18 protein-coding genes and 1 pseudogene are annotated in these 22,036 nt (G+C 71.1%); 12 read left to right on the top strand and 7 right to left on the bottom strand.

All coding sequences use genetic code 11. The features are described 5' to 3' along the window. Both MKK68_RS26475 and MKK68_RS26470 read left to right on the top strand, forming a co-directional pair. Positions 1 to 138: pseudogene (locus MKK68_RS26475) on the top strand (sugar transporter); the annotation flags it as partial. Between the two features lie 158 nt (positions 139 to 296). Continuing rightward, positions 297 to 1,442: a branched-chain amino acid ABC transporter substrate-binding protein gene (locus MKK68_RS26470; protein WP_243931686.1), complete on the top strand. Its 1,146-nt coding sequence runs from the start codon at positions 297 to 299 to the stop codon at positions 1,440 to 1,442. 9 nt (positions 1,443 to 1,451) lie between these two features. On the opposite strand, the gene MKK68_RS26465 is transcribed toward MKK68_RS26470, so the two are convergent. Next, a complete protein-coding gene (locus tag MKK68_RS26465; RefSeq protein ID WP_243931688.1) occupies positions 1,452 to 2,024 on the bottom strand; it encodes a tyrosine phosphatase family protein in 573 nt (190 codons plus the stop codon). Positions 2,025 to 2,119: 95 nt separating this feature from the next. Between MKK68_RS26465 and MKK68_RS26460 the strand changes: the two genes are divergently transcribed. The 4 genes from MKK68_RS26460 to MKK68_RS26445 all read left to right on the top strand — a co-directional run bounded on the left by MKK68_RS26460 (position 2,120) and on the right by MKK68_RS26445 (position 8,153). Then, positions 2,120 to 3,232 carry a TRAP transporter substrate-binding protein gene (locus MKK68_RS26460; protein WP_147725609.1) on the top strand — a complete coding sequence of 371 codons (1,113 nt, stop codon included), beginning with the start codon at positions 2,120 to 2,122 and terminating at the stop codon, positions 3,230 to 3,232. 117 nt (positions 3,233 to 3,349) lie between these two features. After that, positions 3,350 to 6,508, top strand: a complete 3,159-nt coding sequence (locus tag MKK68_RS26455) for a CheR family methyltransferase (protein ID WP_244033436.1) — start codon at positions 3,350 to 3,352, stop codon at positions 6,506 to 6,508. A gap of 82 nt (positions 6,509 to 6,590) precedes the next feature. Beyond that, complete coding sequence (locus MKK68_RS26450; RefSeq protein WP_147843358.1) at positions 6,591 to 7,328, top strand: Crp/Fnr family transcriptional regulator; 738 nt, start codon at positions 6,591 to 6,593, stop codon at positions 7,326 to 7,328. Positions 7,329 to 7,406: 78 nt separating this feature from the next. After that, on the top strand, positions 7,407 to 8,153 hold the full coding sequence (locus tag MKK68_RS26445) for a sensor histidine kinase (protein WP_244033435.1): 747 nt from the start codon (positions 7,407 to 7,409) through the stop codon (positions 8,151 to 8,153). Positions 8,154 to 8,171: 18 nt separating this feature from the next. On the opposite strand, the gene MKK68_RS26440 is transcribed toward MKK68_RS26445, so the two are convergent. After that, entirely contained in the window at positions 8,172 to 8,555 is a 384-nt protein-coding gene (locus tag MKK68_RS26440) for a response regulator (protein ID WP_244033439.1), read from the bottom strand. 95 nt (positions 8,556 to 8,650) lie between these two features. Beyond that, positions 8,651 to 9,772, bottom strand: coding sequence for a hypothetical protein (locus tag MKK68_RS26435; RefSeq protein ID WP_244033434.1), 1,122 nt, complete (start codon positions 9,770 to 9,772; stop codon positions 8,651 to 8,653). A gap of 581 nt (positions 9,773 to 10,353) precedes the next feature. Here MKK68_RS26435 and MKK68_RS26430 point away from each other — a divergent pair. The 4 genes from MKK68_RS26430 (at position 10,354) to MKK68_RS26415 (ending at position 14,484) form a co-directional block, all read left to right on the top strand. Next, positions 10,354 to 11,742 (top strand): deoxyribodipyrimidine photo-lyase, encoded by a 1,389-nt coding sequence (locus MKK68_RS26430; RefSeq protein WP_244033433.1) that lies wholly within the window; start codon positions 10,354 to 10,356, stop codon positions 11,740 to 11,742. A gap of 219 nt (positions 11,743 to 11,961) precedes the next feature. Further along, positions 11,962 to 13,305, top strand: coding sequence for a chloride channel protein (locus tag MKK68_RS26425; protein WP_244033432.1), 1,344 nt, complete (start codon positions 11,962 to 11,964; stop codon positions 13,303 to 13,305). Between the two features lie 101 nt (positions 13,306 to 13,406). Then, positions 13,407 to 13,586 (top strand): DUF1328 domain-containing protein, encoded by a 180-nt coding sequence (locus MKK68_RS26420; protein ID WP_147752961.1) that lies wholly within the window; start codon positions 13,407 to 13,409, stop codon positions 13,584 to 13,586. Between the two features lie 40 nt (positions 13,587 to 13,626). Next, positions 13,627 to 14,484, top strand: a complete 858-nt coding sequence (locus MKK68_RS26415) for an SDR family NAD(P)-dependent oxidoreductase (RefSeq protein ID WP_244033438.1) — start codon at positions 13,627 to 13,629, stop codon at positions 14,482 to 14,484. Positions 14,485 to 14,509: 25 nt separating this feature from the next. Here the strand turns inward: MKK68_RS26415 and MKK68_RS26410 are convergent, their stop codons facing one another. Continuing rightward, positions 14,510 to 15,493: a cation diffusion facilitator family transporter gene (locus MKK68_RS26410; RefSeq protein WP_244033431.1), complete on the bottom strand. Its 984-nt coding sequence runs from the start codon at positions 15,491 to 15,493 to the stop codon at positions 14,510 to 14,512. Between the two features lie 149 nt (positions 15,494 to 15,642). On the opposite strand from MKK68_RS26410, the gene MKK68_RS26405 reads away from it, so the two are divergent. Continuing rightward, positions 15,643 to 16,074, top strand: coding sequence for an HIT family protein (locus MKK68_RS26405; protein ID WP_243931707.1), 432 nt, complete (start codon positions 15,643 to 15,645; stop codon positions 16,072 to 16,074). 4 nt (positions 16,075 to 16,078) lie between these two features. Here the strand turns inward: MKK68_RS26405 and MKK68_RS26400 are convergent, their stop codons facing one another. The 3 genes from MKK68_RS26400 to MKK68_RS26390 form a co-directional block, all read right to left on the bottom strand. Beyond that, the gene (locus MKK68_RS26400; RefSeq protein WP_147843922.1) at positions 16,079 to 16,492 is read right to left on the bottom strand and encodes a PilZ domain-containing protein; all 414 of its coding nucleotides are present in this window, start codon (positions 16,490 to 16,492) and stop codon (positions 16,079 to 16,081) included. Positions 16,493 to 16,585: 93 nt separating this feature from the next. Then, complete coding sequence (locus MKK68_RS26395; RefSeq protein ID WP_147725599.1) at positions 16,586 to 16,813, bottom strand: hypothetical protein; 228 nt, start codon at positions 16,811 to 16,813, stop codon at positions 16,586 to 16,588. A gap of 75 nt (positions 16,814 to 16,888) precedes the next feature. After that, positions 16,889 to 18,976, bottom strand: coding sequence for an NAD(+) synthase (locus MKK68_RS26390; RefSeq protein ID WP_279592964.1), 2,088 nt, complete (start codon positions 18,974 to 18,976; stop codon positions 16,889 to 16,891). A 174-nt stretch (positions 18,977 to 19,150) separates the two neighbouring features. Between MKK68_RS26390 and MKK68_RS26385 the strand changes: the two genes are divergently transcribed. Then, the coding region (locus tag MKK68_RS26385) for a DNA translocase FtsK (RefSeq protein ID WP_409567330.1) at positions 19,151 to 22,036 on the top strand (2,886 nt) is incomplete at its 3' end.

Below are 22,036 nucleotides of genomic sequence, written 5' to 3'. Positions count from 1 at the left end.
GCCTTCCGCATGCGAAACCGCGACCTCGTCTACGTCTCCAACGCCCCCTTCACCGAAGTCTCCAAGGTCGTCAGCGTCTTCTCCACCGTCGCAGGCCCCGTCGCATCCGCAGCCTCCGTCTACGCCTACTCACGGTAGGCGTTTTCCCCGCCCGACGCGGTGCCTCCGTGCGCGATGCGTCGCCGGTCGACTTGCCCGATCGCGGGTTTTCCCGGAAACAGGCGGCCGTCCGGGACGCGGCTCGGTGTTTGGTACGCTGCCGTGCCGGAGGTGCGTCGATGCCGAGAAGGGGCCTGATGACGATCGGACGCGCTTCCCGGTTCGACCCGACCCTGGCCCAGTCCCGCATCCGCAGCCTCCGTGCCGGCCTCGCGCTGGCGGTGCTGAGCGTGTTTCCCGCCTGCGCCGACGTGGTGGTCGGCGTCGCGGTCCCGCGCTCGGGCGCCTACGTCTCGGTCGGCGAGCAGGTGCTGCGCGGCGTCGAGGCGGCGGCCCGCGACGCCAACGCGAAGGGCGGCCTCGACGGGCAGGCCATCCGCCTCGACGTGCAGGACGACGCCTGCGATTCCAACACCGCCACGGCGGTCGCCAACCACTTCGTGCGGTCCGACGTGGGCCTCGTCGTCGGGCACGTGTGCTCGAACGCGTCGCTTGCGGCCTCGGAAATCTACAGCCAGAACGGCGTCGCGATGATCACCGCGGCCTCGGTCTCGGCGAGGCTGACCGATCGCGGTCTGCCGACGATCTTCCGCGTCTGCGGCCGCGACGACGACCAGGCGCGCCTCTCGGCGATCGTGCTGGCCGAGCGCTTCCGCGACCGCAAGATCGCCCTGCTCCAGGACCTGACGCCGGCCGCGCGCGCGCTCGCCACGGCGACCAAGGACAACCTCAACCGCATCGGCATCAACGAGGCGCTGCTCTCCGCCTTCTCGCCGAGCGATGCCGACGACGCGGCCTTGGCCGACCGGCTGAAGGCGGCCGGCATCGAGGTCGCCTATTACGGCGGCGACGCCGCCGAGATGGGCCGGCTCGTGCGGATCTCGGCCGAGCGCGGCTTCCGGCCGCAATGGTTCGGCACCTCCGCGATCGCCACGTCGGATTTCGCCAAGATCGCCGGCGGGGCGAGCAACGGCGTGCTGATGACCTTCTATCTCGACCCGAGCCGCCAGCCGGCGGCGGCCGAGGTGGTGAAGGCGTTCAAGGCCGAGGGCGGCGACCCGACGGGCTCGACGATCTACGGCTATGCCGCGCTGCAGGCGCTGGTCGCGGCAGCCAACTTCGCCCACACGCAGGACCCCAGGCGCATCGCCGCGACGCTGCACGCCGAGCGCTTCGACCTCGTGCTCGGGACCGTCGGCTTCGACGGAAAGGGCGACGTCACCGCCCAGGGCTACGTGCTCTACGTCTGGAAGGACGGCGTCTTCACCCCCGCGCCGAAGTAGCCCGTCCGCTCAGGCGGCCTCGGCGGCGTCGACCTCGGGCCCGCGGCCGAGGCCGCGCAGCAATTCGGCGAGGTGCGGGCGTACGCCGAGCTGAAGCTTGTGCAGGCGCCGCACCGCCGCGTCGAGCGTGCCCCGGCGGTCGAGCATCGCGTCCGCGAAGCCGATCATCCGCGCGTTCGGCCAGGCCGGCTCGCGGATCGCGTGCAGGCGCCGGACCAGCACCTCGGCGTCGGCCTCCGGCTCGGCGTCGCTCATCAGGATCAGCAGCGCCGCGGTCGAGCGCGACAGGCCGTAATGGCAGTGGACGAGGAGATGCGCGGCAGGTCCCGCCTCGCGGTCGCGCCCGAAGGCCAGGATCGCGGCGACGTGCTCGGGCTCCGGCGGGACCAGCCCCTCGCCCGGTCCGAGGCAGTCGTGGAAGTGCAGGGTCGTGCGCCGATGGGGGCCGTAGGCGGCGAAGTCCGCCGGCTCCGGCGTGCCCGGATCCAGCAGCGACAGCACGCGGTCGACGCCGCGGTCGCCGTGGCGCGCGAGCTCTTCCAGTCCGCAGACGGTGTGGAGGGTGATGGAGGCGGGTGTCACGACGGCGGGGCCTAGCACGGCACGTCGACGGTTTCGAGACCCGCACCGGACATGCTAGGGGCCGCGGGATCGCAGCCGATGCCGAGGGAGGTGCCATGACGACCGTGAAGCGACGTGCGCTCCTCACCGCTGGGCTCGGAGCCGCCCTCGCCTCCCCCGCTCTTGCTTCCCCAGCACTTGCCGCCACCCCGGCCCAGGGCGGTCCCGAGGTCCGTTGGCGGCTCGCCTCGGCCTTCCCGAAGAACCTCGACATCCTGTTCGGCGCGTCGGAGACGCTCGCCCGCATCGTCGGCGAGGCGACCGACGGCCGCTTCGCGATCCAGGTGACGGGTCCCGGCGAGCCGGTGCCGGCCGACGGGCTTCTCGATGCGGTCGCGGCCGGAACCGTCGAGATGGGTCACGGGCCGGCCACCGTCGCGGCCGGCAAGGATCCGACGCTCGCGCTCGCGACCGCGCTGCCCTTCGGCCTCAACGCCCGCGGCCAGAACGCGTGGTGGCTCGCCGGCGGCGCCAACGACCTGTTCGCCGACCTGCTCGCGAAGAACGGCCTGGCGAGCCTGCCGGGGGGCAACACCGGCGCCCAGATGGGCGGCTGGTTCCGGCGCGAGATCAAGACGGTCGCCGACCTCCAGGGCTTGAAGATCCGCATCGGCGGCCTCGGGGCGCAGGTCCTGGCCAAGCTCGGCGCCGTGCCGCAGGCGGTCCCGGGGCCGGAGATCGCGGCCGCGCTCGAGGCCAAGCGCCTCGACGCCGCCGAGTGGATCGGCCCCTACGACGACGAGCGCCTCGGCCTGCAGAAGGCCGCGCCGATCTACCATTATCCCGGATTCTGGGAGGGCGGCGCCATGCTGCACTTCTGGCTCAATGCCGAGACGTGGAAGGCGCTGCCCAAGCCCTACCGGGCAATCCTCCAGGCGGCCTCGGCCGAGGTCGCCGCGGACGTCCAGGCCAAGTACGACGCCCGCAACCCGGGTGCGCTCCGCCGGCTGGTGGCGACCGGGGCGCAGCTCCGCCCGTTCCCGCAGGACGTGATGGAGGCGGCGCTGAAGGCCGCCAACGACGTCTACGCCGAGATCGCGGGCAAGAACCCAGACTTCCGCCGCATCTACGAAGCGATGAAGACCTTCCGCAACGAGGAATATCTCTGGTTTCAGGTGGCGGAGTATACCTACGACAATTTCATGATACGAGCGCGGGCGCGCGGATAAGCGCGGTGCCGCAGTTTCGGTTTTCGTGGCAAGATCGCGATCCTCGGAGGTTTGCCCGCGGCTGCAAGTCCCAAGCCGTCGCGGGATCGCGCCGAAACTGTCGCGGAACAGCGTTCGATGATGCCCGATGACGATCTCGTTCCCGAGACCTTCGACGAGGTGCCGGAGCGCTCCGGGCGTTGCCTGATCGTCGGCGTCGGGGCCTCCGCCGGCGGGATCGAGGCGCTGGAGGGCTTCTTCCGCGGCATGCCGAGCCTGCCGGGGCTCGGGATCGTCATCGTGACGCATCTGAGCCCGTGGCGCGAGAGCGTCCTCCACGAGATCGTCTCGCGGTTCACCGACCTTCCGGTCGAGGTGGCCGCCGACGGCCACGCGGTCGCGGAGAACCATGTCTACGTCCTGCCGGCCGATGCCGTCGTCGGCATCCGCAACGGGATCCTCGTCGTGCAGCGCCAGGGCGCCGACCAGCGCGAGCGGCACCCGGTCGACATCTTTCTCAGCGCCCTGGCGGCCGACCAGGGCGAGTATTCCGGCGGCGTCATCCTGTCGGGGGGCGATTCGGACGGGACGCTCGGCATCAAGGCGATCAAGGAGCATGGCGGCATCACGCTGGCCCAGGTCGCCAACGGCGACGGGCCGCAGCACCCGGAGATGCCCTCCAGCGCGATCGCGACCGGGTACGTCGATTTCGGCGTTCCCTCCCACGAGATGGGCGACAAGCTCGTCGCCTATCGCCGAAGCCTGTCGATGACCGATGCGATCCTGACCGGCGGCGGTCCCGACGAGGCCGGCCGGTCTCCCGACGAGCTGCGCGGCGAGATCTACGCGATCCTGCGCGCCCAGGTCGGGCACGATTTCGGCGGCTACAAGACCAAGACCTTCCTGCGCCGGGTCCAGCGCCGGATGCAGATCCTCCAGGTCGAGGCCGTCGCCGCCTACGTCGAGCGGCTCCGCCGGGATCCGGCCGAGGTCTCGGCCTTGTTCCGCGACCTCCTGATCAACGTGACCACGTTCTTCCGCGACGCCGACGCCTTCGCCGTCCTGAGCGAGAGCGTCATCCCGAAGCTCTTCGAGGGCCGCGGCGCCGACCAGACCGTCCGGGTCTGGGTGCCGGGCTGCGCCACCGGCGAGGAGGTGTTCTCGCTCGCGATCCTGATGCTGGAGCACATGGAGACGCTGAGCGCGGTCTGCCGCGTGCAGATCTTCGCCACCGACATCGACGAGCACGCCCTCGGCGTCGCGCGGACCGGCCGCTATCCGGAGCAGCTGCTCGACGGCGTCTCGCCCGAGCGCCGCCGCCGCTTCTTCGTGCGGGACGGGGCGAGCTTCGTGCTGACCAAGCCGGTGCGCGACCTGTGCATCTTCTCGCCCCACAGCGTCATCCGCGACCCGCCGTTCTCGCGGCTCGACATGGTCTCGTGCCGGAACCTGCTGATCTATTTCGGGCTCAGCATCCAGAACCAGGTGCTGCCGACCTTCCACTACGCGCTGAAGCCCGGCGGCTTCCTCTTCCTCGGCATGTCGGAGAACCTGAGCCAGTTCGCCGACCTGTTCGCGCCGATCGACAAGAAGCACCGCATCTTCCGCAGCCGCGCCGACCACGCGACGGAGCCGCGCGTTCCGCTCGCCCTCAGCGGATTGCGCGCGATGTCGCAGATCGGAGATCTGCGGCCGCGTCAGTCGGGCAGCAGCAGCCTGGCGCTTCGCCATTCGGTCGAGGTGCAGGTTCTCGAGCGGTTCTCGCCGCCCCACGTCGCCGTCAACCGCCAGGGCGACGTGGTCTACTACTCGAACCGGACCGGCAAGTACCTCGAGGCGGCGCCGGGCCTTCCCACCCGCCAGCTCCTGACGATGGCGCGCAAGGGCCTCAGGCTCGAGCTCCGGGCGGCGTTCCGCGAGGCGGTCGACACCAACGCTCAGGCGGTGCGCGAGGGACTCGTCGTGGAGGGCGACGACGGCCGCGTGCAGATCGTCACCGTGACCGTCGAGCCCCTGGTGGCGCAGCGCTCCGAGGAACCGCTGTTCCTGGTGCTGTTCAGCGACGAGGGGCCGTCGATCAGCCGCGAGGCGGCGCAGAAGCGCTCGGTCTCGGCCCAGGACGAGGTCGCGCTCCAGCTCGAGCGCGAGCTGCGCGAGACCCGCGAGCGCCTGCAATCGCTGATCGAGGAGTACGAGACCGCGCTGGAGGAGCTGAAATCCTCCAACGAGGAGCTGGTCTCGGTCAACGAGGAGCTGCAATCGACCAACGAGGAGCTGGAGGCCTCGAAGGAGGAGCTGCAATCGGTCAACGAGGAGCTCTACACGGTCAACGCCGAGCTGAACGGCAAGGTCGAGGCGCTGGACCGCGCCAACACCGACCTGCACAACCTCTTCGCCAGAACCGACATCGCGACGGTGTTCCTGGACGCGAAGCTGGTGATCCGCAGCTACACCCCGGCGGTGACGGAGATCTTCAACATCCTGCCGAGCGACCGCGGCCGCCCGATCACCGATTTCGCCGGCCGGCTGACGCTGCCGAACCTCGCCGAGGACGTCGCCGCGATCATGCGGGGCAGCGACACGATCGAGCGGCAGATCGACCGTGGCAAGGACGCCGCACGCTTCCTGGTGCGGCTCGCGCCCTACCGGAACGGCGAGAACCGGATCGAGGGCGTCGTCGTCAGCTTCATGGACGTCACGGTGCTCGCCCGCGTCGAGATGAGCCAGCGCGTCCTGGTCGCGGAGCTGCAGCACCGGACGCGCAACCTCCTGGCGGTGGTCCAGTCGATCGCCCGCCAGACCCTCGGGACCGGGCCGGCGGTCGAGGGCTATGCCGAGCGGCTGAAGGCGCTCGGCCGGGTGCAGGGCCTGTTCGGCCGCTCCGACAGCGGTGCGGTCGACCTCGCCGAGCTGGTGCGGCTCGAGCTGCGTGCGCATGGCGGCGAGGAGAACGACCGGATCACCGTCTCGGGGCCGGCCGTCGCCCTCGACTTCGAGCACGTCCAGACCTTCGCCCTCGCGCTGCATGAGCTGGCCACCAACGCGGTCAAGCACGGTGCCCTGTCGCAGGCCGAGGCGCGCCTGGCGATTGGATGGACCTTGGGCGCGAGTCCCGCCGGCGGGCGGCTGCTCGTCCTCGACTGGATCGAGAGCGGCGTCGTCATGCCGGCCGCTCCCGAGCGCCGCGGCTTCGGGCGCGACCTGATCGAGAAGGCTCTGAGCTACAGCCTTCGCGCCCAGGCCCGATTCGAGCTCGGGACGGACGGCGTCCGTTGCCGCATCGAGATGCCCCTATGAGTTGTAGCGTCAAGAGGTTACACCTGTATCCGTCAGGCGGCGTGACCGGCGCGGCCTGCGCGGCGGCCAGGTTCGAGACGGCATGAACAATCCCTTCATTCGGAAGCTGGAGAACTTCACCCGCTTCTCCCTGGCGGATCGGAAGGCGCTCTCCGACGCGACCGCCCAGAACCTCCGCCGGCTCGGCGCGCGCGAGGACATCATCAACGAGGGCGACGAGCCGCGGGCCGTCAACCTCGTCCTGGAAGGCTGGGCCTGCCGCTACAAGCAGCTGCAGGACGGGCGCCGGCAGATCATCGCGTTCTTCCTGCCGGGCGACCTCTGCGACCCGCACATCTTCACCCTGCGCCGCATGGATCACGCCGTCGCTTCCCTGACGCCGGTGACGCTGGCCCGGATCACGCAGGAGACCATCGAGGGCATGACGGCGGCCTCGCCCCGCATCGCCGAGACGCTGTGGTGGGAGATGCTGCACAACGCCGCCGTTCAAAGGGAATGGACCGTCAGCCTCGGGCAGCGCTCGGCGGTCGAGCGCCTTGCCCACCTGCTCTGCGAATTGTATCTGCGCCTGCGCGCGGTCGGCCTCACCGAGGGGACGGCCTACGACCTGCCGGTGACGCAGGCCGACCTCGCCGACACCCTCGGCCTGTCGAGCGTCCACGTGAACCGAACCCTCCAGGAGCTGCGCGGCGCGGGCCAGATTACCTGGAAGGGCCGACGCGTGACGATCCACGACCTGCCGGCGCTGATGGCGCTCGCCCTGTTCGACCCCGGATACCTCCACCTCGATCACGAGGGCGCGCATCTCGATGCGAACTGAGGTCGGCCTCGCACCGGACGCCGAGACCTACCAAGCTGCCCCGGAACGAAGCGACCGCTTCACAGGGACCGGGGCCCGATGACCATCGACGGTCGGATCGCCGCGCTCGAGGCCGAGAACGCAGCCCTGCGTCGGCACCTCGGCGCGGCCGGGCTCGACCTCGAATCGCCGCCGGCGACCTCGACCGCACCGGCGATGGTCGCGGTCCTCCATCGGACCCGCAACACCCTGGCGATGATCCGCGCGATCATCCGGCGCTCGGCGGACACCGATCGCAGCGTCGAGGAGTGCCTGATGCGCCTCGACGGCCGCCTCGGGGCGATCGCCCGCGTGCAGAGCGCGGGGATCACCGCCCCGTCCTGCGGCATCGACCTGCACTCGATCCTCGCCGACGAGCTGCTGGCCCTCCTCGCCCGCGAGGGCGAGCAGGTCGAGATCGACGGGCCGAAGGTTCTGCTGGCGCCCCGCGCCGCCGAGGTGTTCGCGCTCGCCGCCCACGAGCTCGCCAACAACGCGATGGAATACGGGGCGCTGACGATCCCCGACGGCCGCATCGCCGTCGCCTGGCGCCTGGAGCCCGGCGCGGCGGCACCGATCCTGTCGCTCACCTGGACCGAGACCGGGCTGCGCGACCTGCCGGCCGAGCCCGCGCGCTGCGGCTTCGGCACCGAGATGCTGGAGCACACGCTGCGCTACGAGTTCGGCGCGGAGACGACCCTGGCCTACGCTCCCGGCGGCCTGCGCTTCACGATCCGCTTCGCTCTGGTGCCGAGGATCGGCATCGTGCCCGGCCCGTCGGCGGACGAGGACGGGCTCGACGCGTAGGTTGTTTTGATCGGACGGTCAGGCCCCGAACAGCGCGCGGGCGATCGCGCCCGGTCCCACCGGCTTCTCGCAATGGGCGACGTCGGCGTAGCGCGGCGGCACCATCTCCCGGTCGTAGCCGGTCGCGAAGACGAAGGGGATGCCGCGTGCCGCCAGCGCGTCGGCCAGCGGGAAGACCATCTCGCCCTGCAGGTTGATGTCGAGCACGGCGGCATCGAGGTCGCGCGTCTCGGCGAGCAGCGTCAGGCCGTCGGCGACGGTGGCGGCCGGCCCGACCACCTCGGCGCCCCCCGCCTCGAAGCTGCGCGCCAGGTCGGAGACGATGAAGTAGTCGTCCTCGACGAGCAGGACGCGGCGCTTGGCCAGCGCCGCCGGCACGGTTCGGTCGCCGAAGGGGTCCATCGTGCTCACGGTTCTTCCAGGCTCGTATCCGGCGACAGTATCGCACGGATCCGCGCGAGAAAGCGGCCGTGAACGCGCCGCGGGCGCGTCCGGCGTCAGGGCGTGCGCTTGCGCAGCACGAAGGTGCCGGAGGCGAGGAATTTCTGCGCGCGCTTGCCGGTGTCGACCTCGGTCGTGAACACGTTCCCGCGCGAGTCGACGGCGAGGTTGTGGACCCAGTGGAATTGCCCGGCGCCGCGCCCGTTGCGGCCGAAGGCGCCGAGGGTCTTCCCGGTGGCGCGCGACAGGGTGCGGACCTCGTTGTTCGCCCCGTCGGCGTTGAGGAGGAAGCTCTCGTCGGCATCGGGCCACAGGGCGAGTTCCCAGACCGAGCCGTTGGCGCGGGTGTTGGTCTCGACGAACATCTCCTTCACGAAGCTGCCGTCCTTCCTGAAGACCTGGATGCGGTCGTTGGTCCGGTCGCAGACGTAGACGAGCCCATCGCGTGCGATCTTCACGCAGTGGACCGGGTTGGCGAATTGCTGCGACGGCGCGGCGGCGGGATCGTAGGGCGGCAGCTTGTCGTCGGTCGGCGGCCGGCCGTAGGCGCCCCACATGCGCTTGAACGCCCCGGTTTCGGAATCGAACACGATGATGCGGTGGTTGTAGTAGCCGTCGGCGACGTAGACCTCGTTGGCGGCCGCGTCGAAGTCGACGTTGGCGGGCTTGCCGAGCCGGCTGGTGTCGCGGCTGTCGGTCTGCGGCCCGGACTTGCCGATCTGCATCACGAATTGCCCGTCGGCGGTGAACTTGAGCAGCTGCCCGTCGTTCGCGCCGTTGCCGGCGATCCAGACGAAGCCCTTCGGATCGACCTGGATGCCGTGCTCGTTCTCGGGCCAGTCGTAGCCCTGCCCCGGCCCGCCCCAGGAGCGCAGCACCGTGCCGGCCTGGTCGAACTCGAGGACCGGGGGCGCCGGCTTGCAGCACTTGGTCCGCGGCGGATCGAGGCTCGCCGCCTTCTCGTCGTCGGTGAGCGTGCGCGGGCGCTGGACCACCCAGACATGGTCCTGGGCATCGACCGCGACGCCGGCCGCCTGCCCCATGATCCAGTCGTTCGGCAGCGGCTTCGGCCAGGCCGGGTCGACCTCGAAGGTCGGCACCTCGACGGCACCGCACGGACCGACCGCCGTCGCGGCCCAGAACAGCCCGACCGCCAGCGTCTCGCCGAGCTTGCGCATGTGGATCTCCTCCCAGCGGCGCACTTCCGGCGCCTGCGGGCGCAGTCTGCGGCGGGTCTCGGCGGGAGGCCAGGGGGCGGGGGTGTCGGCGCGGCGCGCAGAGTGACAGATTTACCACAACCGTCGGGCGCAGCGCCTCGTGACGACCGCGCCCAAGAAAAAAGGCCACTCCCGAAGGAGCGGCCCGAAGTCTAGGGAGGAAACGCCCAAGAAGGGCAACAGGACCGCGACGCCATCGCCGTCCCGCGCTGCACAATCTGATCCTCCCGATCGGAAATGCAAGGGGTTTCGGTCAGTGATCCTGTCGTTTCTCGCAGGCCGGCTCGGGTCGATCGCGGCATATGTTGAAAATGTCGCAGGCGCGCGCACCCGTTTTTCGGCCTTCGATGGCCGGTCTGCCGCCGGTCGATAATCGGTAAGTCTATGACTCGGAACAGGTTTTTAGCACCCCCCGCCGGAGCGTCGAAGCGGGCGGGACCGCTAGCGATCGCGTCTCGCGTGCAGCGGGACGATCGCGCTCCACGCTCTAGCTGAGCCGACACGGTTCGGCGATGCGAGCCGGACGGGGACGACGCGACGACATGGCGATTCACGAAAAGCGCTTCCGGGTCCTCAATGATGCCGCACCGCGGCAGGGCGGAACCTACGTGCTCTACCTGCTGCAGCAGGCGAACCGGGCGCATCACAATCCGGCGCTCGAATTCGCGATCGAGGAGGGCAACCGTCTTGGCCTGCCGGTGGTGGCCTGCTTCGGGCTCCTCGACGGCGCCAACGGGTTCCCCGAGGCCAACGCCCGGCACTACGCCTTCCTGCTGCAGGGGCTCGCCGATGCGAAGTCTGGGCTCGAAAAGCGCGGCGTCGGCTTCGTGATGCGCAAGGCCTCGCCCGCCGAGATCGCCATCGACCTCGCCCGCGACGCGGCGCTCCTCGTGCTCGATCGCGGCTACCTCGCGATCCAGAAGCGCTGGTACGGCGAGATCGCGAAGGCGGTCGAGGCCCGCGTCGTCCAGGTCGAGGGCGACGTCGTGGTGCCGGTCGAGGTCGCCTCCTCCAAGCACGAGTTCGCCGCCCGCACGCTTCGGCCCAAGCTGCACAAGCTCTGGGACGACTTCCTGGAGCCGCTCTCGGCCCGCAAGGTCGCGCACGGGGCCGACGGCCTGAAGCTCGTGAGCGAGATCGACGTGTCCGACCCGATGAAGGTCCTGGCCGGCATGAGCCTCGACACCGAGATCGCACCGGTGAAGCGCTTCGTCGGCGGCGAGACCCAGGCCCGCAAGCGCCTGAAGGCGTTCCTGGCGGACGGGCTGTCCGGCTACGGCAACGGCCGCAACCGGCCCGAGGCGGCGGCCGCCTCGCACATGAGCCCCTACCTGCATTTCGGCCAGATCTCGCCGGTGGAGATCGCGCTCGCCGTGCGCGCGGCCAAGGACGGCGACGGCGACGACCGCGGGGCGTATCTCGAGGAGCTGATCGTCCGGCGCGAGCTCGCCTCCAACCACGTGTTCTACACCGACGGCTACGACGACTACGCCAAGGCGGTGCCGGACTGGGCGCAGAAGACGCTGGCCGAGCACGCGGACGATCCGCGGCCCTACCGCTACACCGAAGCGCAGCTCGCGGCCGGCGAGACCCACGACCGCTACTGGAACGCCGCTCAGGCCGAGATGCGCGAGACCGGCTACATGCACAACCAGCTGCGCATGTACTGGGGCAAGAAGATCCTCGAATGGTCGCCCTCGCCGAAGGTCGGCTTCGAGCGGACGCTGCGGATCAACAACCGCTACTTCCTCGACGGGCGCGATGCGAATTCGTTCACCAACGTCGCCTGGGTCTACGGCCTGCACGACCGCCCGTGGGCGCGCCGCAAGGTGTTCGGCACCGTGCGCTATCAGAGCGAGAACTCGCTCAAGAAGTTCGATGCCAAGTCCTACGTGAAGACCGTCGAGACGCTCTGCGCGGCGGAGAAATAGCCGCCCTGCTCCTCGCGGCATGGCAAGCTCCTCGCGGGAGCATGTTCCAAGGTCACCGGATCGGGGAACATGCTCTGCCTTGTCGTGAAGTCGCATTATTCTCACGCGAGCCGGCATTCACCGCGTTCGAAAATGCTTTAAGCCACGGGGGCTGACGCAATCCGGCTCCGGTCGGCTTGCCGAGGCGAGCGTGCCCCGTCCGTGTCGAGTTCTCGCGCCATGCCGCCCCGTTTCCGCACCCGCGCGTCGATCGCGCGCCTGCGCAGCGCCTCGATCGGGGCCTATCCGCTCTGGCGCGGACGGCTGCTGTTCCTGGTCGGCGGCATCTGCGTCGGCCTCGCCGCCGTCCTGATGGCGCGATGCGCCGACGCGGCGCAGGTCGGCTTCAAGGCGCTCGTCGGCGTGTCGCCGCTGGCGGCGCTCGTCGTGACGCCCGCCGGCTTCGCGCTCGCCGCCCTGCTGGCGCGAACGGTGTTCCCGAACTCGCAGGGCTCCGGCATCCCGCAGGTGATCGCGGCGCGCCACACCCGCGATCCGGGCTTTCGCCACCGGCTGATCTCGCTCCGCGTCGCCTTCGGCAAGATCGTGGTGATGACGCTGGGGCTCGCCTGCGGCGCCTCCTCGGGCCGCGAGGGGCCGACGGTGCAGGTCGGCGCGGCGATCATGGCCGCGGTCGGGCGCCTGACGCCGGACCGGCTGCCCGGCCTGATCCTCGCCGGCGGTGCGGCCGGCGTCGCGGCCGCCTTCAACACGCCGCTGGCCGGCATCGTCTTCGGGATCGAGGAGCTCGGCCGCGCCTACGAGCCGCGCTCGTCCGGCCTGATCGTCGCCGGCATCGTCGCGGCCGGCCTCACCTCGCTCTGGCTCGTCGGCAACTACACCTATTTCGGGACCAGCGACGTGACGCTGCCGCTCGGCAAGGGCTGGCTCGTCGTCGTCGTCCTCGGAGCAGCGGGCGGCTTCGCCGGCGGCGTGTTCAGCCGCCTCGTCATCCTGTTCGCGCGCGGGCTGCCGGGCCGCGCCGGCCGCTGGATCGCCCGGCATCCGATCGCCTTCGCGGGCCTCTGCGGCCTCGGCGTCGCGCTCGCCGGGCTCGCCTCGGGCGGGTCGGTCTACGGAACCGGCTACGAGGAGGCGAAGGCGCTGCTGCACGGCGATTCCGCGGCGCGGCTCGACTTCGCGCCGTTGAAGTTCTGCGCCACCGCCCTGTCGGCGATCAGCGGGATCCCCGGCGGCCTGTTCGCGCCCTCGCTCGCGGTCGGGGCCGGCCTCGGGGGCATGCTGCAGGACGTCTTCCCGGGCGTGCCGATCGGCGCGCTGGTGCTCACCGGCATGGTCGCCTACCTCGCCGGCGTGCTGCAGGCGCCGATCACCGCCTTCGTCATCGTCACCGAGATGACCCAGGATCACGCGCTGATGATCCCGCTGATGATCGCGGCGGTGCTCGCCGACGCCGCCTCGAAGACGGTGTGCCGCACCGGGCTGTACCACACGCTCGCCGAGATCATGCTCGCGCGCGCCGAGCCGGCGAAGGACGAGACGCGAATCGAGGGCGAGAAATAACGGATCGAACGCGCGCGCGGGCGGGAACGGTTGAGCTTGGCCCGCATTGATCGGTCGCCTTCCCTGCCGGCCGTTCGCCGGTTCGTTCCGGAGTGTTCGGCATGACCCTTCTCAAATGGGCCCTCATCTGCTTCGTCGTCTCGGTGATCGCCGGCGGCCTCGGCTTCACCGGGATCGCCTCGGGCGCCGGATCGCTCGCCCGCATCCTGTTCGGTATCTTCCTGGTCATCGCCATCGTCATCGTGGTCATCGCCTTCGCCGTCGGGCAGGCGGTGTTCTGAGGCCCGGACGGTGGCCTCGGATACGCGGCCGGGCGCCGTCCTGAACGGGCGCACCTGCCTCGTCACCGGCGCCACCTCCGGGATCGGCTACGAGACCGCCCTGGGGCTGGCGAAGGCCGGCGCCCGGGTCGGCATCGTCGGCCGGGACGCGGGGAAGGTCTCCGCCTCGGCGCGCGCGATTTCTGCCGCGGTGCCCGGGGGGGCGGTCGACACCTTCGTTGCCGACCTCTCGTCGCAGACCGAGATTCGGCGTGTGGCGGGCGAAGTCCGTGCCGCCTACCCGCGCCTCGACGTGCTGGTGAACAACGCCGGCGCGATCTTCGACCGTCGCCTCGTCACCCTCGACGGGTTGGAGCGCACCTGGGCCCTCGATCATCTCGGCTACGTGCTGCTCACCCTCGAGCTTCTCGACCTGCTGAAAACCTCTGGCCGGCCGGGTGCCGCGTCGCGGATCGTCAACGTGGCCTCGGCCGCCCATACCCGCGGCCGCATCGCCTTCGACGATCTTCAGGCCGAACGATCCTACGGCCCGATGCGGGCGTATGCCCAGGCCAAGCTCGGCAACGTGCTGTTCACCTACGCTCTGGCCCGCCGCCTCGCCGGCACGCCCGTCACGGTGAACGCCCTGCATCCGGGGGTGATCGATACCGGCTTCGCCAAGAACACCGGCGGCGCGTTCGGCTTCGCCTGGAACCTGATCCGGCCGTTCCTCACCAAGCCCGCCGAGGGCGCGACGACGACGCTGCACGTGGCGACCGCGCCGGCGGTCGAGGGCGTGAGCGGCCGCTACTTCGCGCGCAGCCGCGAGACGGGGTCGTCGCGCGACAGCCGCGACGAGCGCGTGCAGGAGCGGACCTGGGCGCTAAGCCTGCAGCAGGTCGGGCACGCGCCCCGGTAGGGCGCACCCGAGCTTTTCCAGACCGTCAGCCGGCCGTCGCCTCGGCGGCGACCCTGCCCATCGCGGGTACGGATGCCGCGCGCGCCTGCACCTCGATGAACACGCGGGTCACGTTCGGGACGCGGGCCTTCAGGTCGCGGTCGAGGCGCGCCGAGACCCGTTCGACCTCGCCCGCGCTGAGGTCGTCGGCCATGTCGAGGCTGACGTTCACCAGGATGTCGGACGGGCCCATGTGCTGGGTCAGCACCTCGTTGACGGCGTTCACCCCCGCTTCCGCGCCAACCACCTCCTGGATCGCCGCGACGACCTCGGGGTCGGCGGCCTCGCCGATCAGGAGGCCGTGGGTCTCGATCATCAGGAAGATCGCCATCCCGACCAGCACGAGGCCGATGCCGACCGACGACCATCCGTCGAGGGCCGGCCTGTCGAGGACGTGCGCCAGCACCACGCCGGTCAACGCGATCACCAGGCCGATCAGGGCGGCGACGTCCTCGACCAGGATGGTGAACAGCGCCGGGTCCTTGCTCCGCCGGATCGCGCTGAGCGGCGAGCGGTCGCCCTTCTCGGCCCAGAACGCGCGCATCGCGACGAAGCAGGAATAGCCCTCCGCCGCGACCGAGAAGCCGAGGATGGCGACGTTCACCCAGAACCCCGGCAGCGGGTAGCCGAACAGGCTCGCGTCGGCCGCCGGCTCGGGATGCCGGATCTTGTGGGCGCCCTCGTAGATCGCGAAGATGCCGCCGCCGAGAAAGATCAGCAGCGCGACGATGAAGGCGTAGAAGTAAACCTCGCGGCCGTAGCCGAACGGGTGCTTGGCATCCGCCGGCTTCTTTGCGCGTTTCAGGCCGACGAGCAGCAGGATCTGGTTGGCGGTGTCCACCACCGAATGCGCGCCCTCGGCCAGCATGGCGGTCGAGCCGGTGAGGAAGGCGCCGACGAACTTCGCCACGGCGATGGCGAGGTTGGCGCCGGCGGCGGTGTAGATGGCGCCGGTGCTCTCATGTGCCATGCGTGTGGGGTCCTGTCCGATCGCCGGGTCGGATCGCAGCTGGGCCGCAGCGATCCGACCACAAGCGCATGGACCGCCGGGGAGTTCCGGCGGCGTGGACGCCGGAGGCGGGCCGGTGCATCCTGGAGGCCGCAACCACGGGTGCCTGCATGCCGGATACGACCTACGACGCCGACAACATCTTCGCGAAGATCCTGCGCGGCGAGATTCCGGCGCACCGGGTCTACGAGGACGCCGACACTTTAGCCTTCATGGACGTGATGCCCCAGGGACCTGGCCACACCCTGGTGATCCCGAAGGCGCCCGCGCGCGGGTTGCTCGACGCCGAGCCCGCTTCGCTCGCCGCGCTCGCCGCCAGCGTGCAGACGGTCGCACGGGCGGTGAAGGCGGCGTTCAAGGCGGACGGGCTGACGGTGTTCCAGTTCAACGAGGCGGCCGGGGGGCAGACGGTGTTCCACCTCCACGTCCACGTCGTGCCCCGCTTCGAGGGCGTGCCGCTCCAGCGCCACGAGGGCGGGATGGCCGATCCGGCGGTGCTCGCGGACCACGCCCAGCGGATCCGCGACGCCCTGAAGGGCTGAGGCCTCAGGCGGCGGTCGCTGCACCGGTCGGCGCCACCCCGGTCAGGAGCCGGCGCAGGGCCGCATTCTCGGCCTCCAGCTCGCTCACGCGGCGGAGCAGGAAGGCGATGGAGGTCTCGTCCGCTGCAGGTTCGGCGGCGGGCACCGCCGGCGCGGCCTTGGGCGTCTCGACCGCGAAGGTGATCCCGACGCCGTCGGCGCGCCGCCAGCGCATCGCCGAGCGGTAGGTCCGCTCCTTCTGCGGGATGAAGAGGTCGAACATCTCCGGCAGCGTCGCGGTCTCGCTGAGCACGAGACGCGCACCCGTCGAGGAGAAGTCCCGCACGAGGCAATCCATGCTCGAGGAGCCGTTGTTGAACAGGATGCGTCCCTTGAGGAACACCCTCTGCCGGACCTCGTTGCGATTCTCCGACGACATGAAACGAGCCTCAGGACCGAAAATTCAGGCTCGATCGTCCCACGGCGCCCCTTAAGGAATGCTCGCCGCGATCGCCGACTCCGCCCGGCTCACCTATAAAAAGCGCCGGTCTACGGTCTGGAACAGGTAGAAGCCGTTGAAGCGGACCCCGGTCTGCGCGGCGCGGCCGTCGAAATCGAGGGGGAGACCCGAGCTCTCGTCGAGCTTGCCCCCGAAGGTCCAGCGGCCGCCGCCGAGGAAGCTCGGGACGCGGCTGGACTCGGGAACGGCGCAGCACAGACCCTCGACGCTCTTCAGGCGGAACAGGTTGTAGCTCTGCATCGGAGAATCTCCGCTCGGCCGACCCCTCTGGCCGGATCCGTCGTACCCGACGATCCGGCTTGACCGTGTGGTTAATCACACACTCTGTCCGGTTTGTGTCGATCCGGTTCCGGGGACGTTGCGCTCCAGCTCGTCGAGCCAGATCCGGGCCGAGCCGTCGGACGGCGCGCGCCAGTCGCCGCGCGGGGAGAGGGCGCCCCCGGCGGAGACCTTCGGCCCGTTCGGCAAGGCCGAGCGCTTGAACTGGCTGAACCCGAAGAAGCGGGACAGGAACACCCCGAGCCAGCGCCGGATCTCGGGCAGGCCGTAGGCGACGCGCTTGTCGGCGGGAAAATCCGGCGGCCAGGCGCCGGCCGCCGCATTTCCCCAGGCATGCAGGGCCAGGAACGCGATCTTCGAGGGCCGGAAGCCGTGGCGCAGCGTATAGAACAGCGTGAAGTCCTGCAGCGCGTAGGGGCCGATCGTGGCCTCGGTGCTCTGCGGCGCCGCGTCGGCCTCGGCGGGCACCAGCTCGGGCGAGATCTCGGTGTCGAGCACCGCGCTGAGCACGCGCCCCTCCTCCGTGCCGAACTGGCCCGAGGCGATCGTCCAGCGGATCAGGTGCTGGATCAGGGTCTTGGGCACCCCGGCGTTGACGGCGTAGTGGCTCATCTGGTCGCCGACGCCGTAGGTGCACCAGCCGAGCGCCAGCTCCGACAGGTCGCCGGTGCCGACGACGATCGCGCCGGCGTGGTTGGCCAGCCGGAACAGGTAGTCGGTGCGCAGGCCCGCCTGCACGTTCTCGAAGGTGACGTCGTAGACCGCTTCCCCCGCAGCGTAGGGGTGGCCCATGTCGGCGAGCATCTGGCGCGCGGCGGGTCGGATGTCGATCTCGGCCGCGGTGGTGCCGAGCGCCCGCATCAGCGCGTGCGCGTTCCCCTTCGTCGCCTCCGAGGTGGCGAAGCCCGGCAGGGTATAGGCCAGGATGTCCGAGCGCGGATACCCGAGCCGGTCGAACGCCTTGGCGATCACGATGAGGGCGTGGGTCGAATCGAGGCCGCCCGAGACGCCGATCACGGCCCTGCGGGTGCCGGTGGCCTCGAGGCGCTGGGCCAGCCCCGCGACCTGGATGTTGTAGGCCTCGTAGCAATCCTGCGCGAGGCGGGCCGGATCGGCCGGCACGAAGGGAAACCGCTCGATCCGCCGGATCAGCCCGAGGTCGCCGGTCGGCGGATCGAGGCGGAACGACGCCCGGCGGTAGGCCGGGCGGGAGCCCGGCCGCGCGTTGTCGTCGAAGCTGCCGGCCTGCAGGCGCTCCTGGGCCAGCAGGTCGAGGTCGATGTCGGCGAGCGTCGCCACCGGCCCGGCGGCGAAGCGCTGCCCTTCCGCCAGCCGCACGCCGTTCTCGTCGATGCTGGTCTGCCCGTCCCAGGACAGGTCGGTGGTGGATTCGCCGAGCCCCGCGGCGGCGTAGACGTAGGCGCACAGGCCCCGCATCGAGGCGGCGCGCGAGAGCAGGGCGCGCGACTCCGCGCGGCCGACGGTGATCGGGCTGCCCGAGAGGTTCGCCAGCACCGTGGCGCCGGCGAGCGCGGCGTGCATGCCCGGCGCGTCGGGCACCCACAGGTCCTCGCAGATCTCGACGCCGACGATCAAGCCCGGCACGTCCTCGGCCGCGAACAGCTGGTCGGCGCCGAACGGGACGGCGTGCCCGGCGAAGCGCACCGTCTCGGCCGCGATGCCGGCGCCGGAGGCGAAGTGGCGCTTCTCGTAGAACTCCCGGTAGTTCGGCAGGTGGATCTTCGGGACGATGCCGAGGAGGCGGCCGCCCTGGATCGCCAGCGCCGCGTTGTAGATCCGGTTGCGCCAGCGCACGGGCGCACCGACGAGGAGGAGGGGGCGCAGGGCCGCCGAGGCGGCGATCAGCCGTTCCGCCGCCGCCTCGACCGCATCGAGCAGCGTCGCCTGCAGAAGCAGGTCCTCGATGGCGTAGGCCGAGAGGGCGAGTTCCGGGAACACGGCCACCGCGACGCCTTGCCGGTGACAGTCTTGCGCCAGCGCCAGGATCGCGTCGGCGTTGCGCTCGGGGTTCGCCGGATGGCTGCGCCCGGTGCAGGCGGCCACGCGGGCGAAGCCCTGGGCGTAGAGGGACCGGAAGTCCCGTGGGAGTTGGGTGGGTGCCAAGGGCGTCACGACCCGCGCGAGGGAGGAGTTCCGCGCCACCTTACCGCCTGGCGGCCCGCCCCTCCAGCGGCCCGCGCCGGACCGGTTTCAAGGCTCTGTTAACGACGTTCGGCCTAACTCGGATCGACCGTTCCGGGCGGGACGGCCTTCCGTGTTTCGAGTTTTTGAGAACCCATGCGCGCATCGGGACGGCCTCCCTATTCTCATCGCGACCCCTCTCGCCCCAGCCGCGGCGGCGACCGCCCGAGCCTCACGCTCGGCGCGCTGGCTCATCGGCTGATGTCGCTGCGGGCCAGCCTGACGCGGCGCCTCGTCGGCGGGCCGCAGCGCCCGAGCTACGCCATCGCCGGCACCCGGCCGGCGCCGAGCTGGCTCACGCCGCCGAACGCGATGCTGGGTCGCGGCGCCGAGCCGGATGCCGGCGGCTGGACCGATTCGCGGGCCGGCCAGGATGCCGTGTTCGCCCATGCCTGGCCCGCCGAGATCTTCGACGACCGGGCGACCCTCGACATGCTCGACGGCGCCCGGCCCGAGAGCCGGATCGACGCCTCCGCCTCCTCGCCGGGCGTGCTCGTGCGCTCGCCGCGCCGGCCCGCCGCGATCACGCCGGAGGACATCGACCGGCCGCGCGGCGTCGCCCGCTCGGTTCCGGGGCCCTCCGACCGCTCCGCGACGGCTTCAGCCGTCGCTTCGCCCGTCCCTTCGGCCGTGCGCTACACCCGCACCCCCGACACCATCCTGCAGGAGCGCCGCCAGCGCGCGCTGGAAGCCGAGCGCAACGCCCTCGACCTGGCGCGGGCCGAGGCCCAGGCCGCGATGCTGGCCGCGGCCGCCGAGCGCGACGCCGCCGAGCGCGCGGCGCAGGCGCAGGCGGATGCCGAGGCGGCCCGCGCCGCCGCCGAGGCCGAGCAGGCCGCGGCCGAAGCCAGCGCGATCCCGCCCGGGCCGCCGCTGCCGCTCTGGCGCCAGCCCTTCGTCCCGCCGCCCGGCGTCCGCTTCTTCCGCACGCCCGATCGCCGCCCGGCGCGTCCGGCGGTCGAGCTGTCGGCGGGCACCGCGCCCGCCCCGGTCGTGCCGGCGGAAGCCCGCGATCTGTCGGAGCTGCCCGACTGGTCGGACGTCCAGCCGTGGTTCGAGGCCGGCGACTGGTCCTCGGCCGAGGCCTGGGAGGCGATCCAGCCCGAGGCCGCCCAGGGTCGTGACCGCGATGCGATGCCGGAGACGGACCCGAGCGCCGAGGCAGCGCAGGCGGCTCCCGTCGCCGCGCCGGCCGGGTCCGTCCCGTCCGAGCGCTACGTCTCGGTGCCGGTCGACATCTCCCACCTGCGCTCGCTTCCGCCGGCTCCGGTCTACGTCCTCGACCGTCTCGTGCGCTTCGACCGCCCGCTGCATCCCGCGCACGGTCAGGACAACGCCAGCCAGGGCGGCATCGGCCGCTCGGACGACGCCGGTATGGATGGGGCCGAGCCGATTGTGCCCGCCCGCCCGGCCCTGTCGCTGGTGTTCGGACCCGGAACCCCCCTCCCCTCTCCGCCGCCTGCCGAGACCGTCGAGATCCGCCGTGCACCGGTCCTGTCGGCCATGGCCGCCCGCGCCGCGATTCGGCCCGCGCGCGCGATGGAGCCGGCGGTCGCCTCGCCGCGACCGTTCCTGCCCGAGGTCTCTCTGCCCGAGGTCCGCGAGCCGGAGATCGAGCTTGGCTTCGAGAACGCCGAGCCGGACTTTGCCGAGCCGGACTTTGCCGAGCCGGATTTCGCCGAGCCGGATTTCAGCGAGCATGCTTTCGCGGTGCACGCCTTCGAGCCGTCCTTCGCGATGCCGGCCGCCGCGCCGCCGGTGATCGTCCCGATCCCGCCGCGTCCCGTGCTGCTGCGCGGCAAGGCCGCCCCGGCACCGGAGCCGGTCGCGGTCGCGCCGGCCCCCGAGCCCGAGGAGGTCCCCGCCCCCGTGGAGGCCTACGCCGAACCGGTCGTCCAGGCGCCCGCGATCCCCGCCCCGGCGATGCCGATCGTCGGCCGCCCACACCTGATCGCCGCCGGCCGGCACTTCGCCATCGCCTCGGTCGAGAACGCCGACTACGAGCTTCCCGCCCTCGATCTCCTCGCCATGCCGGTGCCCGGCGAGAGCCCCGAGGTCGATGCCGACGTGCTGGAGCAGAACGCCCTCAACCTGCAGCAGACGGTTCAGGATTTCGGCGTGCGCGGCGACATCCTCGCGGTGCGCCCCGGCCCGGTCGTGACCCTCTACGAGCTCGAGCCGGCGCCCGGCACCAAGTCCTCCCGCGTCATCGGCCTGTCGGACGACATCGCCCGCTCGATGTCGGCGGTCTCGGCCCGCGTCGCCGTCGTGCCCGGCCGCAACGTCATCGGCATCGAGCTGCCGAACGAGATCCGCGAGACGGTCTTTCTGCGCGAGCTGCTCTCGGCGCCGGACTTCTTCGCCAGCAAGCACAAGCTCGCGCTGTGCTTGGGGAAAAACATCGGCGGCGAGCCGATCATCGCCGATCTCGCCCGCATGCCGCACCTGCTGGTGGCCGGCACCACCGGCTCGGGCAAGTCGGTGGCGATCAACACCATGATCCTCTCGCTCCTCTACCGGATGAAGCCGGAGGAGTGCCGCCTGATCATGGTCGACCCGAAGATGCTGGAGCTGTCGGTCTACGACGGCATCCCGCACCTGCTCTCCCCCGTCGTCATCGACCCGAAGAAGGCGGTCATCGCCCTCAAATGGGCGGTGCGCGAGATGGAGGAGCGCTACAAGAAGATGTCCAAGATCGCGGTCCGGAACATCGACGGCTACAACGCCCGGATGGCCGAGGCCCGCGCCAAGGGCGAGACCATCACGCGGACGATCCAGACCGGCTTCAACCGCGAGACCGGCGAGGCGGTGTTCGAGGACGAGGCGATGGACCTCGCGGCCCTGCCCTACATCGTGATCGTGGTCGACGAGATGGCCGACCTGATGATGGTGGCCGGCAAGGACATCGAAGGCGCGATCCAGCGCCTGGCGCAGATGGCGCGCGCGGCGGGCATCCACCTGATCATGGCGACGCAGCGTCCG

It is taken from the genome of Methylobacterium sp. E-016, assembly GCF_022829745.1.
Classification (GTDB): domain Bacteria; phylum Pseudomonadota; class Alphaproteobacteria; order Rhizobiales; family Beijerinckiaceae; genus Methylobacterium.
The sequence above is the reverse complement of the archived record's forward strand: the minus strand, read 5'-3'. Positions and strand labels throughout refer to the sequence as shown.